The 15453-nt window shown below is 50.4% G+C and carries 12 protein-coding genes; 3 read left to right on the top strand and 9 right to left on the bottom strand.

What is annotated here, in order from left to right; all coding sequences use genetic code 11:
* The first annotated feature begins 289 nt into the window (after positions 1-289).
* Positions 290-2407, top strand: coding sequence for a protein kinase domain-containing protein (locus PsAD5_RS18005; protein ID WP_063293080.1), 2118 nt, complete (start codon positions 290-292; stop codon positions 2405-2407).
* A gap of 119 nt (positions 2408-2526) precedes the next feature.
* Here PsAD5_RS18005 and PsAD5_RS18000 read toward each other — a convergent pair whose 3' ends face one another.
* The 4 genes from PsAD5_RS18000 to PsAD5_RS17985 form a co-directional block, all read right to left on the bottom strand.
* A complete protein-coding gene (locus PsAD5_RS18000; protein WP_057462465.1) occupies positions 2527-3855 on the bottom strand; it encodes a TRAP transporter large permease in 1329 nt (442 codons plus the stop codon).
* Positions 3852-4391 carry a TRAP transporter small permease subunit gene (locus PsAD5_RS17995; RefSeq protein ID WP_063287755.1) on the bottom strand — a complete coding sequence of 180 codons (540 nt, stop codon included), beginning with the start codon at positions 4389-4391 and terminating at the stop codon, positions 3852-3854. Before PsAD5_RS17995 ends, PsAD5_RS18000 begins: the two co-directional genes overlap by 4 nt.
* A 77-nt stretch (positions 4392-4468) precedes the next feature.
* A complete protein-coding gene (locus PsAD5_RS17990; RefSeq protein ID WP_063287756.1) occupies positions 4469-5488 on the bottom strand; it encodes a TRAP transporter substrate-binding protein in 1020 nt (339 codons plus the stop codon).
* A 41-nt stretch (positions 5489-5529) separates the two neighbouring features.
* Complete coding sequence (locus tag PsAD5_RS17985; RefSeq protein WP_057462462.1) at positions 5530-6060, bottom strand: gluconokinase; 531 nt, start codon at positions 6058-6060, stop codon at positions 5530-5532.
* Positions 6061-6170: 110 nt separating this feature from the next.
* Here PsAD5_RS17985 and PsAD5_RS17980 point away from each other — a divergent pair, with 110 nt between their 5' ends.
* Positions 6171-7169 carry a LacI family DNA-binding transcriptional regulator gene (locus PsAD5_RS17980; RefSeq protein ID WP_063293079.1) on the top strand — a complete coding sequence of 333 codons (999 nt, stop codon included), beginning with the start codon at positions 6171-6173 and terminating at the stop codon, positions 7167-7169.
* A gap of 27 nt (positions 7170-7196) precedes the next feature.
* On the opposite strand, the gene dld is transcribed toward PsAD5_RS17980, so the two are convergent.
* From dld to PsAD5_RS17965, 3 genes are all read right to left on the bottom strand, one after another.
* Positions 7197-8882: a D-lactate dehydrogenase gene (dld, locus tag PsAD5_RS17975; RefSeq protein ID WP_063293078.1), complete on the bottom strand. Its 1686-nt coding sequence runs from the start codon at positions 8880-8882 to the stop codon at positions 7197-7199.
* A 9-nt stretch (positions 8883-8891) separates the two neighbouring features.
* Complete coding sequence (locus PsAD5_RS17970) at positions 8892-10958, bottom strand: TRAP transporter large permease subunit (protein ID WP_063293077.1); 2067 nt, start codon at positions 10956-10958, stop codon at positions 8892-8894.
* A gap of 102 nt (positions 10959-11060) precedes the next feature.
* Entirely contained in the window at positions 11061-12125 is a 1065-nt protein-coding gene (locus PsAD5_RS17965; RefSeq protein ID WP_057462476.1) for a TRAP transporter substrate-binding protein, read from the bottom strand.
* Positions 12126-12464: 339 nt separating this feature from the next.
* Between PsAD5_RS17965 and PsAD5_RS17960 the strand changes: the two genes are divergently transcribed.
* Positions 12465-13250, top strand: coding sequence for a FadR/GntR family transcriptional regulator (locus PsAD5_RS17960; protein ID WP_057462458.1), 786 nt, complete (start codon positions 12465-12467; stop codon positions 13248-13250).
* 74 nt (positions 13251-13324) lie between these two features.
* Here PsAD5_RS17960 and PsAD5_RS17955 read toward each other — a convergent pair whose 3' ends face one another.
* Together PsAD5_RS17955 and PsAD5_RS17950 are read right to left on the bottom strand one after the other, a co-directional pair.
* Positions 13325-13810 carry a DUF2478 domain-containing protein gene (locus PsAD5_RS17955; RefSeq protein ID WP_063293076.1) on the bottom strand — a complete coding sequence of 162 codons (486 nt, stop codon included), beginning with the start codon at positions 13808-13810 and terminating at the stop codon, positions 13325-13327.
* Positions 13811-14000: 190 nt separating this feature from the next.
* Positions 14001-15269 (bottom strand): N-acyl amino acid synthase FeeM domain-containing protein, encoded by a 1269-nt coding sequence (locus PsAD5_RS17950; protein ID WP_208988686.1) that lies wholly within the window; start codon positions 15267-15269, stop codon positions 14001-14003.
* Between the last annotated feature and the right edge of the window lie 184 nt (positions 15270-15453).

Genomic DNA, 15453 nt, shown 5'->3' with positions numbered 1-15453 from the left:
CCTGTCGTCCTGCGATATTTGGGGTCTCCGTCCGTCAGGGCCAGAGCGCTTCAGCAAGGTGTAAAGCCCTACCCATTATGACATTCCTGCATTGCGCCCCACCCGCCACTTCTGCTTGGTTGCAACATGGGTGTTTGGTTGCATTGAACTGCCTGGAACATCTGCGTTTTAAGGTGTGCGGCAATTATTGAAGCGTTCGTTAGTGTGGGTTGCATGTATCGATTGATACAGCAGAGGTTGTCTCTCTGATTTATGCAAGTGGTGTGTCCATTTTTTGAAAGACAGGCCATTGCCCAGCACCAGTATTGTATCTCAGCCGATTTCTCCGATCCTTCATACACCTGTTGAGGCTGAAGCAGCCGCGCAAAATGAGTCGGTTAAGCTCTATACATCTGATAAAGGCTCCTCCCTTGGTGTTGAAACGCAAGAGCAGTTTCTGAGTTTCAAGGGAAACCGGGAGCAGCAACTTGAGCAGCTTCGAAAGGAGCTGCCGCAAGTGACGCTGAAATCGCCCTTACTGAATGGCACTGCTGCATTAAAAGCAGTCCCAGAAACTCTCCCTAAATCATATGACTGGGTTGGGGAACCGGTAGTGGGAGATGCGCCAGATCTTTCGACATTAAAGCCAAATATTACTGAGAAGTTTGCAGAGGGTGAGAGCCATATCTCAACCTATACGACAGCAGATGGTCACAATCTGGTCGGTAAAATTGAGAGAACTGTTGCCGCCGGGCACCTGAAGGCTGAACTGAGTGCATATAAGACAATCTATGAAAACGCAGGTGAGCACCCAAACCTAGGGAAAGTTTATGGGATGGCCTCGGTACCCTACGGTAGTTTGGTCAAAGAAGCCTTGGTGATGGATGAAGTTGTTGGCGATCGTGGCAGTGTCACCATGCGCAAATTGAATCAAGCGTGGAAGGCGGGGGATATCTCCAGCGCGCAATATTGGGGCAGTGTTCAATACATCGGGCAGAAACTGTTGGATGTTACCGGTCATATCAGTAAGGCTGGTTTAGTTCACAATGACATCAAACCAGACAATTACGTAGTGAGCGCAGAAACTGGTGAGCCTGTAATAATTGACCTTGGTTTACACTCCAAAGCTGGAGAGACAGCTAAAGGGTTTACCGAAGACTATAAAGCCCCTGAGGTACACCCGAGACATCCCCAAACTTCCGAAAAGAGCGATGTGTTCTCGGTTGGTGCAACCTTGCTTTCTGGCGTTGAACAAGGGCTTCGTGATGAGAACCACATGCCAAATGCTGGACTATGGCATTCAACGAAAATTAGCAGGGATGATGAAGGAAACGCAGTTAAGATCCCGGGGCTCGCGGCGGTTGAAACAGATTATTCCCGCTTTATGGACGGACTACAGAACACCATCAATCAGCGACCTGATGCCGCTGAAGCAGGTTCTCTTTCTTTCATCCAGGATAGTCTGATTGAGGAAAGTGAAGCCCGATCTGTACTGAAAGATGTGGTTTCAAATCCTAAATATGATGGCCGAGGTGCGCGCTCTGAGCGGCAAGTGACCGAAAAAGACATTCGAAACTCTTTTGGTGATGTGCGTAACGTCTTGGTGCAGCGTGCAAAAAATGAATCGCAAGGTGATGCTGCATTTGCGATTATCGAGCTGGGTAAGCAATGTAAAACGGTCATCAGAGCTGAAAAACAGGGCAATGCAGACAGTTCTGTCCTTGGGAGGCTACGTGAACTGGTTTCTAAGACATATCATACACTCTCTCAGTTCTCTGTTCATCACAATACAAATGCGCGAGAGTCTGAAGCCTATGAGGTTTCGAGGATTCTATCGCATGAAGTTTCTGAGTTTGAGCAGCTTGATCCTCAGTTGATGACAGAGCCCAAACTAAAGAATTTGCATGAGCTGGAGCTGCTGGAGACCCGCCTTTCCGCCGTTTTAGACTTAACTATTCCTGCTGGCAAGCAGTCTACAATGCCGCCAGACGATGTGTTGGTGAGCCTTTATTATTTGACTGGTAAACAGATTGAAGTGCGAGATGCTATTTCTCAGCTAAAAGAAAGCCAGGCAAAAATAGAAGCGTATCAGCAAGCTCATAGCGAGCAGGATCTCTCTTGGTTACCTGTGGCAGAAGATGCCTTGCAAACTTTTGAGGCGACGCACCCGCGAGTTGTAAGCAGCTGGGGTCATGAAGCTGAATTGCATGCCAAAGTTAATTCAGAAAATGCGCAAAAGGCTTGGGAGAAAGTTGAACATCTGCAGCCTGAGCTGGAACGTTTGTCTGAAGACTTGAAATCTGTGCTCTCTTTGCTTGGCCCGGGTCCCTACCCGACAGATCGCTTGGGCGCTTTGAGAGAGGACTATTCTCAGAAACTGGGCACTGTCGATACGTTGCTTCGTTTAGAACGAGAGTGGGTGATCTAGCATAATACTGCAAATAAAGATTGTGCTGCAGTGGGTGACTGCCAGAAGCAGATAGGCTTAAACAACAAAAGAGCCTGCGGTGGTCGCAGGCTCTTTCTTCAGCGTGATTATTGTTTTTGTTAGCTGACTGCGATGCCGGGGAAGATGATCAGCAGGGCGACGGCTACGATCTGGATCATGATGAATGGCAGTAATGCTCTGAAAATCTCGCCCAGACTTATATCGGGTGGCGCCACACTCTTCAGGTAGAAGGCCGCGGGTCCGAACGGTGGTGACAGGAAGCTGACCTGCATGTTCATGGCAAAGACAACGCCGAACCAGATTGGATCGTAACCAAGCTGTGAGACGATTGGCACGAAGATCGGCATGGTAAGCAGTGCGATGCCAACCCAATCCAGGAACATGCCAAGCACGAACAGGATGAGCATCATGAACAGGATCACGACGGTTGGATCGTCGGAGATACCTGTGATCAGTGCCTGAACAAAGCGGATACCACCCATCAAGTTGAACACGCCGACCAGTGCAGAGGCCCCTACTCCAATCCAAACGATCATACCAACAGTTGATAAGGTCTGCTTAGCTGCCCCCATGATGAGCTTGACTGAAAATTCGCGGCGGATGATGGTTGAGATGGTTACGCCGAGCACACCAATGGCAGAAGCCTCGGTCACACTCGCGATACCGCCATAAATGGAGCCGAGAACGAACACCACAACGAGGATCGGGAGAAACAAGCCTTTCAGGAGGCGCATTTTTTCCGCGATTGGGATCTCGCCAGCTTCTGGAATTGGCGCGACTTCAGGGTTGGAATAGGCGCGGATCAGAATATAGGCGGCGTACATGCCTGCAAGCATGAGGCCTGGGAAGAACGCTGCCGTGAACAGATCGCCGATAGAGACACTCGCTGTCAGACCATAGATGATCAGCACGATGGATGGCGGGATCATTGTACCCAGTGCACCACCTGCACAGCACACGCCAATGGCGAGTTTACGGTCGTAGCCGAGGCGCAGCATCTGCGGTAGTGCGATGACGCCAAGCAGAACAACTTCACCGCCAATGATGCCGGACATGGCGGCCAGAACAACAGCCACGAGAAGCGTCTGAATGGCGATACCACCACGCAGACGCCCGCCAACGAGGCGCATGGCGTCAAACAGGTCCTTGGCTATGCCCGATCGATCCAGGATCGCAGCCATGAGCACGAACATGGGAACGGAGACGAAAACGAAGGAGTTCACGAAGCTGAAGATGCGGCTGACGATCAGCGGCACGGCGCCCGGGCCGAACCAGCCCAGTGCGAAAATGAGAGCAACAAGCAGTGTGACGAAAGCAAGAGGCATGCCCGTCAGCAGCAGCAGAAGCAATGAGCCGAACATCAGAACCGTAGCCAGCTCGATGCCCAGAGCTTTAAAATCCGGGATCAGGACGAGTAAATCGGTCATTTTTTCTTAGCGTAGTTGACGGCCAGAATTGCAAATTGCAGGCACATGAGAATAAGGATACCAAGCAGGAACAGCTTTAGCAGACCTGGTGTTGGCGGGTTCCATGCAGAGCCGGAGGTCTCCAGACGGAAATCACCGGCGGGTGTCCAGATTGCGCGTTTTACAACGAGCCAGCCTGCCCAGGAGAACAAGGCGCTGGCGAGTGCACAGGCAATGGAGATAGCAACGTTGAAGACACGCCGAAGCTCGGGAGAGAGTGCATCGTAAATCAGAACCACACGGATGTGTTTGTTCGTCGATGCGCAGTAAAGACCACCAAAAAGGAATGTTGTCGCCGTCAGGAAGATGACGGTTTCGTGGGCCCAAATGGTTGGTGAATTAAACAGATACCGCATTGCGACTTCAAAAATCAGAATTGCCGCAGACGATACGATTGCAAGTGAAAAGAGTGCGCTGAGTTTTGCAATTATGCGCCCGAACAGCCCCGCTTCAGGTATAGCTCTTTGGCCAGCGTCTTTTTCTTCGTGATCTGACATTCACCCTGCCTCCCCGCTAGGTACCGAACCGTCGGGGAACTTGACGGTCCGGTATGTTTCACGCGATTTAAATCAGCTTACTGAGCAAGCAGACCTTGCTCTTTCAGGTAAGCGGACAGTACCGCGTAAACGCGTTTTGCGTTATCAGACTTCTCAGCAACTTTCTCCCACTGAGAACGTGCAATTGCACGGAACTTAGCGCGTTCTTCTGCAGACCAGTTGTGAACGGTGATGTTTGGATCTGCAATAGCTTCTGCTACTGCAACAGCATCACGCATGGACAGCTGAGCAGTCATGTCACGTGCGAAGTCACGAACAGACATTTCCATGATAGCCTGAATGTCGGCTGGCATGCTGTCCCATGTTTCTTTGTTCATGGAAACTTCAACCAATGGCATGGAGTGGAAGCCTGGGTACACCGGATGACCTGCTACAGCATGCATGCCCTGCTGGTGGTTGGTTGAGAACACTGTGTAGTCTGCTGCGTCGATCACGCCTTTATCCAGTGCGGTGAACACTTCAGAACCTGGCAGGTTCACAGGTGCTGCGCCTGCAGCAGCGAATACGTTCTGTACCAGACCTTCTGGTGCACGCATTTTCAGCCCCTTCAGGTCATCAACGCCGTCCAGAGGAACCTTGGAGATGAATGCTTCAAGACCTGGAGTGGTCGCACCGATGAACTGAAGACCATATGGGTTCAGCAGTTCGTTCATCAGCTGCTTGCCGCCGCCGTACTCCATGAAGTTGAGCATTTCGGATGGAGAACCGTATGCACCAACCGGGTTTGCGATCAGACCGAAGGCTGCATCTTTACCGGTGAAGTAAGAGGTGTCGGTGATGTGACCGTCAATGATCCCTGCTGCAACAGCGTCCTGAGTTTCAGTGTGCTGAACGATTGTGCCAACTGGCAGCATTTCAACATTAACGCGGTCGTTGGTAAGAACGCCAACACGTGCTGCCCAAGCCTGCTGAAGTTCAAAGTTTGGGTTACCAGCTGGGTCAGAAGACTGGAAACGCAGAGAATAATCTGCTGCAAGTGCCGTTGTGGCGGTGGATGCTGCAATGACTGCTGCAGCTGCAAATTTCAAAAACTTCATACTCACAGTACCTCCCTGAAGAGTATTCGATATTGGCGGCCTTAGGCCACAGTTTCCGGCATGATCTGGCGCAAAATTTGATTGATGATGTCAGTTTTAGCGCCACTCACGTCGACGTTGATGTGCAGCTCGTCCAAAGACGGAGGCTGCAAAATTTCTAACTGGCTGTCCAGCAGCTCAAGTGGCATGAAATGATCTTGCCGATTGAGCATTCTTTCGCGAATGATATCTTTTGATCCTGAAAGGAAGATAAAACAGGCATGAGGCAAATAAGTGCGGATGATGTCACGGTAAGACCGCTTAAGGGCGGAACACGCAACAACAACAGCAGGTGTTGCTTCTTGTTTGTTTAAGTCAACGATCGCTTGCGAAAGATCATTCAGCCAAGGTCGGCGCATGTCATCCGTTAACGGATGTCCCCGACCCATTGCTTCAATATTGCCTTCAGGATGAAAATCATCGGCCTCGACATAGGTCGCCGGTAAACACGTAGCCAAAGCGCGTGCCACTGAAGTTTTGCCGACGCCACAAACACCCATGACGACAAATACTGATTTTTTATAGTCTTCCACGGCCCTAATTTTCCTCCTAAGAGAATTTGATCATAAATGATTGCGCAATCATTTTGCAAGAGGTATCTGAAATATCTACAAAGGCGCTCAGGAATAGGGAGAATTTTTTGATGCCAAAACCAACGCTTGTAGATGTTGGACGAGAAGCTGGCGTTAGCGCAATCACAGTTTCCCGCGCACTTCGCTCACCGGAAAAGGTGTCTGAGGCATTGCGTGCGAAAGTTGAAATTGCTGTGAAAAAACTTGGCTATGTGCCGAACCAGTCTGCTTCTACTCTTGCGTCAAATAAGTCCAGCTCCATCGTGGTTATGGTCCCTTCCATCTCCAACAACGTGTTCACTGATGTGCTTGGCGGAATCAGCGATGCGTTGCACGGATCGCGCTTCAATATGCAGATCGGTTACACCAATTACGACTCGCAGGAAGAAGAACGCATCCTGCGATCATTCCTGAACCCTACTCCCTCCGGCGTGATCATTTCTGGTCTTGAGCAAACTGACGAAACCAGGCAAATGCTTGAGAATGCAGGCGTTCCTGTTGTACAGATTATGGACATCAGCCCGAAGCCCATCGATATGATTGTTGGTTTCTCGCATGATCAGGCCGCAAAAACGGCGACGCAACATCTGATCGATTCGGGTTACAAAAACATCGGCTTCATTGGTGCGCAGATGGACCCGCGCTCTCTGAAACGTCTGGCTGGCTTCAAAAAAGCAATCAAAGACAATGGCGAGTTACGTGAGCAGTGCATTGCGGTGACCAACGAGCCTTCCAACGTGCGGTTGGGTGCAACCCTGCTGGATAAACTCACTTCGCAGTTTCCCGAGTGCGACGCCGTTTTTTGCAACAACGATGACTTATCTGTGGGTGTGCTGTTTGAATGTCAGCGACGTGGCATCAACGTTCCTGAAGAGCTTGGCATTTGCGGTTTTAATGATCTGGGCATCTCATCAGAAACCGTCCCAAGCATCACCTCGGTGACCACTCCGCTGCGAGAGATCGGTCGTCTTGCTGGCGCGATGGTGATTGGCGAGGATGGTGCACCTTCAACTCAGATTGTTGATTTGAGCTACACAATCTCCGCACGCGAGAGCACGAAAAGAACGTAAGCCAGAGTGGTTACTCTGGCTTTTAAATCAGTGGTAGTGTTTGCAGCGAGATGTTTTGCCAAGACCCGGATTGAAGCTGTTTGTCGGGTCTATGGACTTATAGAACTCGACCAGATCCGGTTTCGCTTTATAGATATGTCCGACATTGTGTTCCGCCGGATATTCCGCGCCGCGTGTGTCTAAAATCTCAAGCATCTCTTGCTTAAGAGCGGCTACATCAACACCTTTTTTCACGATGTAATCCTGATGCAGCACATGGCACATGAAGTGGCCATAATAGAGCCGGTGGATCAGCTTTTCTTCGATATTTGCGGGTAATTGCTCAAACCAGCTGCGATCATCCCGGCGCAATGCGATGTCCAGCGCGAGGATGTCTTCCGCAGCATCTTCGTGCACTGCTTTGTAACGGATTGCAGCACCTGCCGCAGCAAAGCGGTGAAGTGCAGCCATCTTGCCCTCCTTCGCATCACAGGCGAAAAAGTTACCTGAGCGTGATGCAAAAAAGTCCTTTAGGAAGGCCCCTGCCTCATCAATGCCTGCATCGCTCATCTTCAGGATGAGATGGTGTTCGTAATCTCTGCGATACTGAGACATGCGTTTTGGCAGAACATCCGGCCAAACCTTCGCAAGCACTTGCATGAAGCGGTCCGTCAGGTTCTTTGGGAGGAAGCTGATCTTGTTCAGATACGCATCCACCGCCCCCTTCAGAGCAAAGAAAGTTGGCAATCGATCTGTACCGAGGTGGTTGATCATGACGACGGTGTCTTTGCCGTACTTCTCTGAGATGTCATAGGCTTCGCGGTGCATGTACTCCGCTGAAACCGGGAGGTTCTCAAAGCTCGACAGGATATGGCGGCGCAGCTCAGTCAGTTCTGCTGGATTATTGGTGCCGATGTAGAAAGTCTTCTCAGCACCTGCTTTGGGGAACGTATCCAGACGAACAGCAAACACGCCAAGCTTACCTGCGCAGCCGCTGGCTTCATAAAGACGGCGTTTATCCGCATTAAAACGCGCCGGTGTCACGGCGTCCACATCGCGGACACGGCTGTGGTACTCACTGTCTGACGCTTTCTGGTTGGTGTCATTCACATCGGCTGGAGCGTAATTGCCACTTTCCAGATTGCTCAGAATCTCCTCAGCTGAGTTGCCAAGTTCAATCCCGAGATGATTGACGAGAACCAGCTTACCATCCGCATTGAGCTGTGCGAATAGAGAATGCTCGGTGTAAGACGGACCGCGCTCAATGAGCGATCCGCCAGAATTGTTGCACACACCGCCAATGATAGAAGCGCCAATGCAGGACGAACCGATGACCGAGTGTGGCTGGCGGCCCAGTGGAGCCAGCAGTTTCTCCAGATCAAACAAAGTAGAGCCGGGAAAGCTGATGATTTGCTTGCCGTCACTCAAAGCCTGAATCTGTGTCATCCGGTTGGTGTTGATGAGCACGACATCGCGCTCATACGTACCCTTGGGCGTAGAGCCTTCCGTCAGTCCTGTGTTCGCCGCTTGCATGATGACGATCTTATCTGCTGCAACACAAGCTTCCAGCACTTTCCACTGCTCTAGCAGCGTACCGGGACGTACGACTGCAATCGCCTCCCCTTCTCCAGAGCGGAACCCTTTACGGAACCGTTCTGTCTTTTTCGGATCGCTGAGAACATGGCGAGTGCCAACGATACTCTCGAATTGCTTGATCAGGTCTGCGTTGTTCATCTCGGCATCCTAATAGGCGACGGATGGCAGCCATGTGGCCAATGGAGGCAGGAAGTACACCAGCATCAGGCCCAGCAACTGCAGCAGTACGAATGGGATGATACCGCGGTAAATGTCCATCAGCTTGATCTCCGGCGGGCACACGCCTTTCAGGTAGAACAAGGCGAATCCAACGGGCGGTGTCAGGAATGAGGTCTGCAAGGTCACAGCCACAAGGATCACGAACCAGATCAGTGCAGGCTCATCAATCACGCCGTAGCCACCGATGTCGAGACCAAGGCCGTTGATGATTGGACGCATTAGAGGCAGCACGATCAGGGTGATCTCAATCCAATCCAGCACGAAGCCGAGCAGGAACACGATGAACAGGATGAATAGGACTGTTCCGTTGGCACCAAAGCCGGTGGAAGCCACCATCTCTTCGATCAGTGCATCACCGCCCATTTCACGCAGGACGTAAGAGAAGATGGTGGCGCCAAGGAAGATGGCAAAGATGTAAGCAGTGGTGTTGAAGGTGGACTTCAGAACGTTGACCAACTTGCGGAATGTCAGCTTGCGGTAGCCGAGGGCCAGCACAGTTGCACCCAGCGCGCCGATGCCGGACGCTTCCGTTGGTGTGGTCAGACCAGCGAAGATAGAGCCCAGCACGGCAAGGATCAGCAGCAAGGTTGGCAGCGCTGCAATCATTACGTCTTTGATGGCGTGCCAGTCTGGTGCCTTCGCACCTTCAGGTACTGGAGCCGCATCCCGTTTGATCAGGGCAACCACGAAGATATACACGAGGTAGAGCATACCGATGATGACGCCAGGGAACACCGCCGCCATGAACAGGTCACCAACGGACAGTGCCATCTGGTCTGCCATGATTACCAGCATGATGGAAGGCGGAATGAGGATGCCCAGTGTCCCGGAGGCAGAGACCACGCCAGCCGCAAGTGACTTGGAGTATTTTTGTTGCATCATGGATGGGAGAGACAGCACACCAAGCAGCACAACAGAAGCACCGATGATGCCGGTGGAAGCAGCAAGGATGATGCCGATGAGCGTTACTGTGATTGCGAGACCACCACGCACTGTACCGAACAGCTTCTGCATGGAGGTCATCAAGCGCTCGGCTACGCCGCTTTCGTCCAGCATCAGACCCATGAAGATGAACATAGGTAGAGCGACAAGAACAGCGTTGGACATGGTCGCATAAACACGGTTTACGGTAGCGCCCAGTGTCAGGTAGTCGAGGCCGGTGAAAGTGCTCTCAAGGCCGGTCCAGACCATGTAGTCGTTGTCAAACAGGTAAGCTAAGCCGCAATACGCAATGCCTACGCCTGCCAGAACCCATGCAACAGGGTAACCGGAAAAGAGCAGCGCGATGAAGCTCAGGAACATCGCGATGACGAGTTTCTCTTCGGTGGTCTCGACGAGGAAAGACAAACCGTACGCAACAATAGCAAAGCCAAAGAATGCGAGGAGGATCAGGCGGATGCCCTTGCCTTTACGCTCGCTCTCACTGTTGACCCAGATTGCGTGAACGTCGTGAATAAGGCGGGCGAGTGCTGCAACTCCCAGCAGAATAAAGCTTAGCGGGATGACTGCTTTGAGTGCCCAACGCGCAGGCAAGCCAGTAGGACTGGAGGAGCGTTCACTCACACGGAAACTGTCGTAGAAATAGTCGTAGCCCTGATCCACCATGAGATAGATGAAAGGAACCAAAAGCGCAGAAATGCCGATGATTTCAATGAAACGCTGTGTCCGCGGGCTCAGCTGCATGTGCAGCAGATCCACACGTACATGACTGTCTGTGACCAGCGCGTAGGAGATGCCCACCATGGTCACCAGACCGTAGATGTGCCACTGAAGTTCATCAAGCTTAGGGAAGTTGTAGTTAAACAGATAACGCATTGTTACCTGAGTGACGATTGCAAGGATCAGCAGCAGGTTGGCCCACATTACAACGTGGCCAACGCCTTTTACAAAGTGATCCAGTGCAACGGCTATGGGTTGTTTGTCAGTGTCTTCGTGCTCGAGAATTTCTTCAAAGAGCTCAATTGGATCTGAAGTGTCCTGAGGATTTTTTATCATAGCATTCACTCTTGCAGGTCAACGCCGCAACTATCTGGTCTGGAAGGCTGAGGCCAATAGTAGAATTGGGAGCGGCAAGGAAAAGCCGCTCCCAAGTTTTTATTACTTACGCGGCAGGAACGCGTTTTCTTTCCAGATTTTGTAGTTATCGCGGAACTGGTTGAGGTCAGTCAGAACCTTTGCGAAGAATGCATCATTTGCAGCTTCTTCCTGAGCAACGTCGTTCCATGTTGAACGGAACACGTCGAGCATTTCAGGAGACCACTGCTTGATCTGAACGCCGTTGTTGTTGACGTTGTCGAGCAGAGCTTCGTGCTGGATCGCTTCACCTTCAGCAAAACTGTCGGTAACAGATGCCTTACATGCGTTCTCAATGATCGCTTTGTGAGTGTCGCTTGCTTTGTTCCAAACGTCTTTGTTGATCAGCAGTTCGAAGACGGTCGCCTGCTGATGCCAACCTGGGAAGTAATTATACTTTACCAGTTTGTGGAAGCCGAGGCGTGCGTCAATGGCAGGCATGGAGAATTCGGTCGCATCAATCGCGCCTTTCTCAAGCGCCGGGAAGATTTCACCGCCTGGCAGCAGAGAAGTTGCAACGCCAAGCTTCTGCATAACTTTACCGCCAAGGCCGAAGAAGCGCATTTTCAGACCCTTCAGGTCTTCAGGAGAATTGATCTCCTTAGCGAACCAGCCGGATGTCTCTGGAGCGATGATCGCACATGGCATAACTTTTACGTTGTAGCCAGCCTGATCGTACATTTCCTGGTACAGGGACAGGCCGTTACCGTAGTAAAGCCAAGCCGCATATTCACCAGCTTCCGGGCCAAAAGGAACAGCAGAGAACAGTGGAGCTGCAGGAATTTTACCAGCCCAATAGCCCGCCGTTGTGTAGCCGGAATTGATTTTGCCTGAAGAAACAGCGTCGAGGATTTCAAATGGTGGAACCAGCTTGCCCGGCTCATACACCTTCATTTTGATGGTGCCGCCAGACATCAGCTTCAGCTGGTCAGCGACACGAGGAATTGGGCTTCCCAAACCTGGCAGAGAGGTTGAGAAGGCAATTGGTGTCTTCAGCAGCAGCTTGTCGGCTGCGTTTGCGATAGGAGCTGCGAGCACAGATGCAGCTACAGAGGCGGCGAGAGCAAGGCTTAAGACAGATTTTTTCATGTTTCCTCCAAATGGCATTCGGCTGCTAAACGCGCTTTTGCGCTGTCCTCCCAAGCAGCTGACTGATGGTAAATAATATTGACCTCTGAAATAAATCAAGAAATATATTTTGCAGTTTTAGCCGTTTTTCGGGCTTGACACGCGGGTAAATACTAATGGTGTGGATGCGTAGGATTATTGGATTTGCATACCTAAGGGGCAGAAAATTCGCTGTAAAACAACGTATTAGTGCGTAATACATGCTTTGATATATCAATATTGTGGCTCTCGGCGCTCTTCCCCTTGAATTGGAAAATAAAATCGACCAATATTGGAATTGTGACCGGCAGGAAGTGTAAAATGGTGTCTGTAGATTATCTTTTTGAGCCTATCGACCACGATACAGTGGTGGATTCTGTAACTGAGCAGATTGAGGGACTCATTTTGGCCGGCGTGCTGAAAGAGGGGACGAAGCTGCCCTCTGAAAGAGATATTTCTGAGCGTATGGGTGTCTCTCGTCCGAAGGTTCGTGAAGCACTGAAGCGGCTGGAGGATTCCAACCTCATTGCTATCCGTCACGGTGAAGGATCGTTCATAGCGCCTCTTATCAGTGCAGCTATGAGCCCTGCCTTGATCAATCTGATCAGCCGCAATCAGACGGCTTTTTATGACTACCTTGAATATCGACGTGTTCAGGAGGGTTTTGCAGCTCGTCTGGCTGCTGAGCGAGCAACCAAACTGGATCTTGAGCGACTTGAGGCTATTCTCGTAAACCTGCGGGAAGCGCAGGCCAATGGCGACGATATTGCTTCAAAGAAGAATGATATCGCGTTCCATTTGGCGATTGTGGATGCTGGTCACAATGCCATGCTTATTCATATGATGTCTTCCATCTATGAGCTGACGCAGAAGGGTGTCTTCTATAATCGCGAGTTCTTGCGCTCTATTGATGGGACTGGGGAGCAGTTGTTAGAGCAGCACGAGGAGATCGGCAGGGCTATCTTCACGCGAAATGGCGCAAAGGCTGAAGAGGCCGCGCACCGGCACATTGATTTCGTGGAGACGTCTTTCCGCCTCGGACAAGATCAACAGCGCCGTGAGCTTATTTCCTCAAAACTCTTTGCGCTGCAAAGAGGTGAAGAATAATTACCACTCTTACGTATTGGGAATAGAGAGGATCATTCGCATACGCCGTAGCGAATGATCCATATTATCAGTGCCTAGCGATTTTCAACCCAAGCGGTGAGATCAGCAACGTTTGGTTCTACGAACTCTGCCATGCCACCGGAGAATTCTTTAAAAGCATCGATGTTGATGTGGTTGGTACCAACAAGGACAGATGCTCCGCTTTCCAGGGCTTTCACAATCAAATCACGAAAACCGCTGCCATTGGCTTCCTGCTCACCAAACTTGTTCAGGATGAACACGTCAAACGGCTCGTCGATCCGCTGAGTAACTTCGCCTGCAGCTTGCGCGAGGGCTGATGTGTCTAATCGGCAGCCGGAAGACTCCTTGCCAAGGGATTGTGTGATGGAAATCTGTGGTCCGTTTGGCAGGACCAGAACGTCCATGTCGCAGCGATGGCGATCTTCGTTGACCGTATCTGCCTGCACGATACCGCAAGTCCGTATGCCGTTTTCCCGAAGTTTCTCGGAAAGCTCTGTCAGCACCAGTTTCCCTTTTGGTAGGGTGTAAGCAATTCTCATCTGGGGTCTTCCTTGCGCTTCTGTTTTTTCAGCTATGTGAAAACTCTCATATCAAACTGTAATAATACTGGTTTGATCTACGCAAGGTTACCCCTGCGGCGAATGCGCACAATTATTATGAGGGATGTGTTTTGCGCATTTACCGCAAGAGAGGTTAAGTTGGTTTCGTGCAGTTTGGGTATCTTCCGGCCTACCCTACATGAGCAAGCTCATCCTCTTGATAATTTTGTGCTTTTGAGGTTGTCTCTTCTTCTAGAGGCGAAATTCTTTGTTTGTTTGTCAGCAAAGCCATAATGCCAGGTGATGATGTTGGGTCATATCGTGCTGTGGCATCTAACCCTCCCGTGAGCGTGATGGATTGAACCCGAATTGGCTCTACCTGTTGGTTCTGGTGGAGAAGCTGGAGTTCTTTCCCTTCAAGTAATTCATATGGCCGCTCCGAAGTCAGGTGAATTCTATCCTCCTCTATGCGGCGGAGGATGATAGGTGTCTTATTGCCAGTGCTGGATTGGATGACACCTGTTGCGTTCGTATCAATGAGAGCTGCCGCGTTTGAAAGGCTATGACGAGCGAAAATTTTGTCGTAGTCATGGGAAGGATAGTGACGGCGAAGTAGGTCAAGATCTTCTCGTGTGAGCGAGTTAGCGCCTTGAATTGGTCCGTGCAAAAAGTGGTCAAGGTGTTCTGGGCGCCAACGATTACCGTTGTAAGCGGAGGTGACTTTGCTAAGGCTTTGGAAGTTGCTGAACTCGTATTCCATGTAATATTTGAACACGTTTTGCTCGTCCGGAGCGTCTTTGTACATCGCCGCATAGTCTTGGTGCATTTCTGTGAAATTTAGATAGGCCCCCGTCGCGGTTGTGCCGTTTACATAATCAAACGCATCGATCACCTCCTCACTCAATCTGCGAAAGAGCAGGAGGGCCTCATAGAAAACCATGTGTTTTGGAGTGGAGGCCATCACAAGATCGTGGATGCCCAGATCTTCACGGGCAACTTGAAACATGTACTTCAATAGAGCGTGGATGAGTGCGCCATCCTGTGAGCGATAATCAGGATGAATAGTTAGTGAGGACGCTTCGGCGATCCAACGGTTCCAGCGTTGAATGTGTTTGAGTGAAAAAATCTGCTCCACGGGCAGCTCTTCAAGAGACTTTATGATGATGGTGGTGGTGCCAATGACGGTATCACCCTGCTTTGCAATGAGCGTGTAGCAGGATGGGAGGACATAAAACGGGGTGAACCGATAGCCACTCCCGTCCTCCTTCATATAGCCGACTTGAGTGTAGGACTCGTAGAGTAATCTGCAAGCCTGAGAGAGTTCATCAGGTGTGTCCGCGAGCTTGAAAATAACATTCTTGGGCGGTGTGTTTTGCAGCTTCACCCTTCTTCTGTGAATGGAAAAACGACGTGCTTTTTGGGCTTCGTGGGCTGTTTCTGATTTAATTGTATTGCTCATGCTCAATAACCTTTACTTGAACAACGTTGTGCAAGTGAGAATAAAAATCGATATTACCTAAAGTTATAAATCTGATATGACTTTATTGATTTGAATAGAGCAAAAATATTATTAACGTTAATATTATAAATAATATTGACATATACTTAGTTTGTAAAAGATAAGCTTGTTTAGGTTGTGCAAT

This window comes from Pseudovibrio sp. Ad5 (genome assembly GCF_001623095.1).
Classification (GTDB): domain Bacteria; phylum Pseudomonadota; class Alphaproteobacteria; order Rhizobiales; family Stappiaceae; genus Pseudovibrio.
Note: the sequence above shows the minus strand (reverse complement) of the source record. Positions and strands in the feature narration are given on the sequence as shown.

What these genes read in the sequence shown, in the direction of transcription:
- PsAD5_RS18000 (WP_057462465.1), bottom strand. Translation starts at nt 3,855, where the DNA reads ATGACCGATTTACTCGTCCTGATCCCGGATTTTAAAGCTCTGGGCATC.
- PsAD5_RS17995 (WP_063287755.1), bottom strand. Translation starts at nt 4,391, where the DNA reads ATGTCAGATCACGAAGAAAAAGACGCTGGCCAAAGAGCTATACCTGAA.
- PsAD5_RS17990 (WP_063287756.1), bottom strand. Translation starts at nt 5,488, where the DNA reads ATGAAGTTTTTGAAATTTGCAGCTGCAGCAGTCATTGCAGCATCCACC.
- PsAD5_RS17980 (WP_063293079.1), top strand. Translation starts at nt 6,171, where the DNA reads ATGCCAAAACCAACGCTTGTAGATGTTGGACGAGAAGCTGGCGTTAGC.
- dld (WP_063293078.1), bottom strand. Translation starts at nt 8,882, where the DNA reads ATGAACAACGCAGACCTGATCAAGCAATTCGAGAGTATCGTTGGCACT.
- PsAD5_RS17970 (WP_063293077.1), bottom strand. Translation starts at nt 10,958, where the DNA reads ATGATAAAAAATCCTCAGGACACTTCAGATCCAATTGAGCTCTTTGAA.
- PsAD5_RS17965 (WP_057462476.1), bottom strand. Translation starts at nt 12,125, where the DNA reads ATGAAAAAATCTGTCTTAAGCCTTGCTCTCGCCGCCTCTGTAGCTGCA.
- PsAD5_RS17960 (WP_057462458.1), top strand. Translation starts at nt 12,465, where the DNA reads ATGGTGTCTGTAGATTATCTTTTTGAGCCTATCGACCACGATACAGTG.
- PsAD5_RS17955 (WP_063293076.1), bottom strand. Translation starts at nt 13,810, where the DNA reads ATGAGAATTGCTTACACCCTACCAAAAGGGAAACTGGTGCTGACAGAG.
- PsAD5_RS17950 (WP_208988686.1), bottom strand. Translation starts at nt 15,269, where the DNA reads ATGAGCAATACAATTAAATCAGAAACAGCCCACGAAGCCCAAAAAGCA.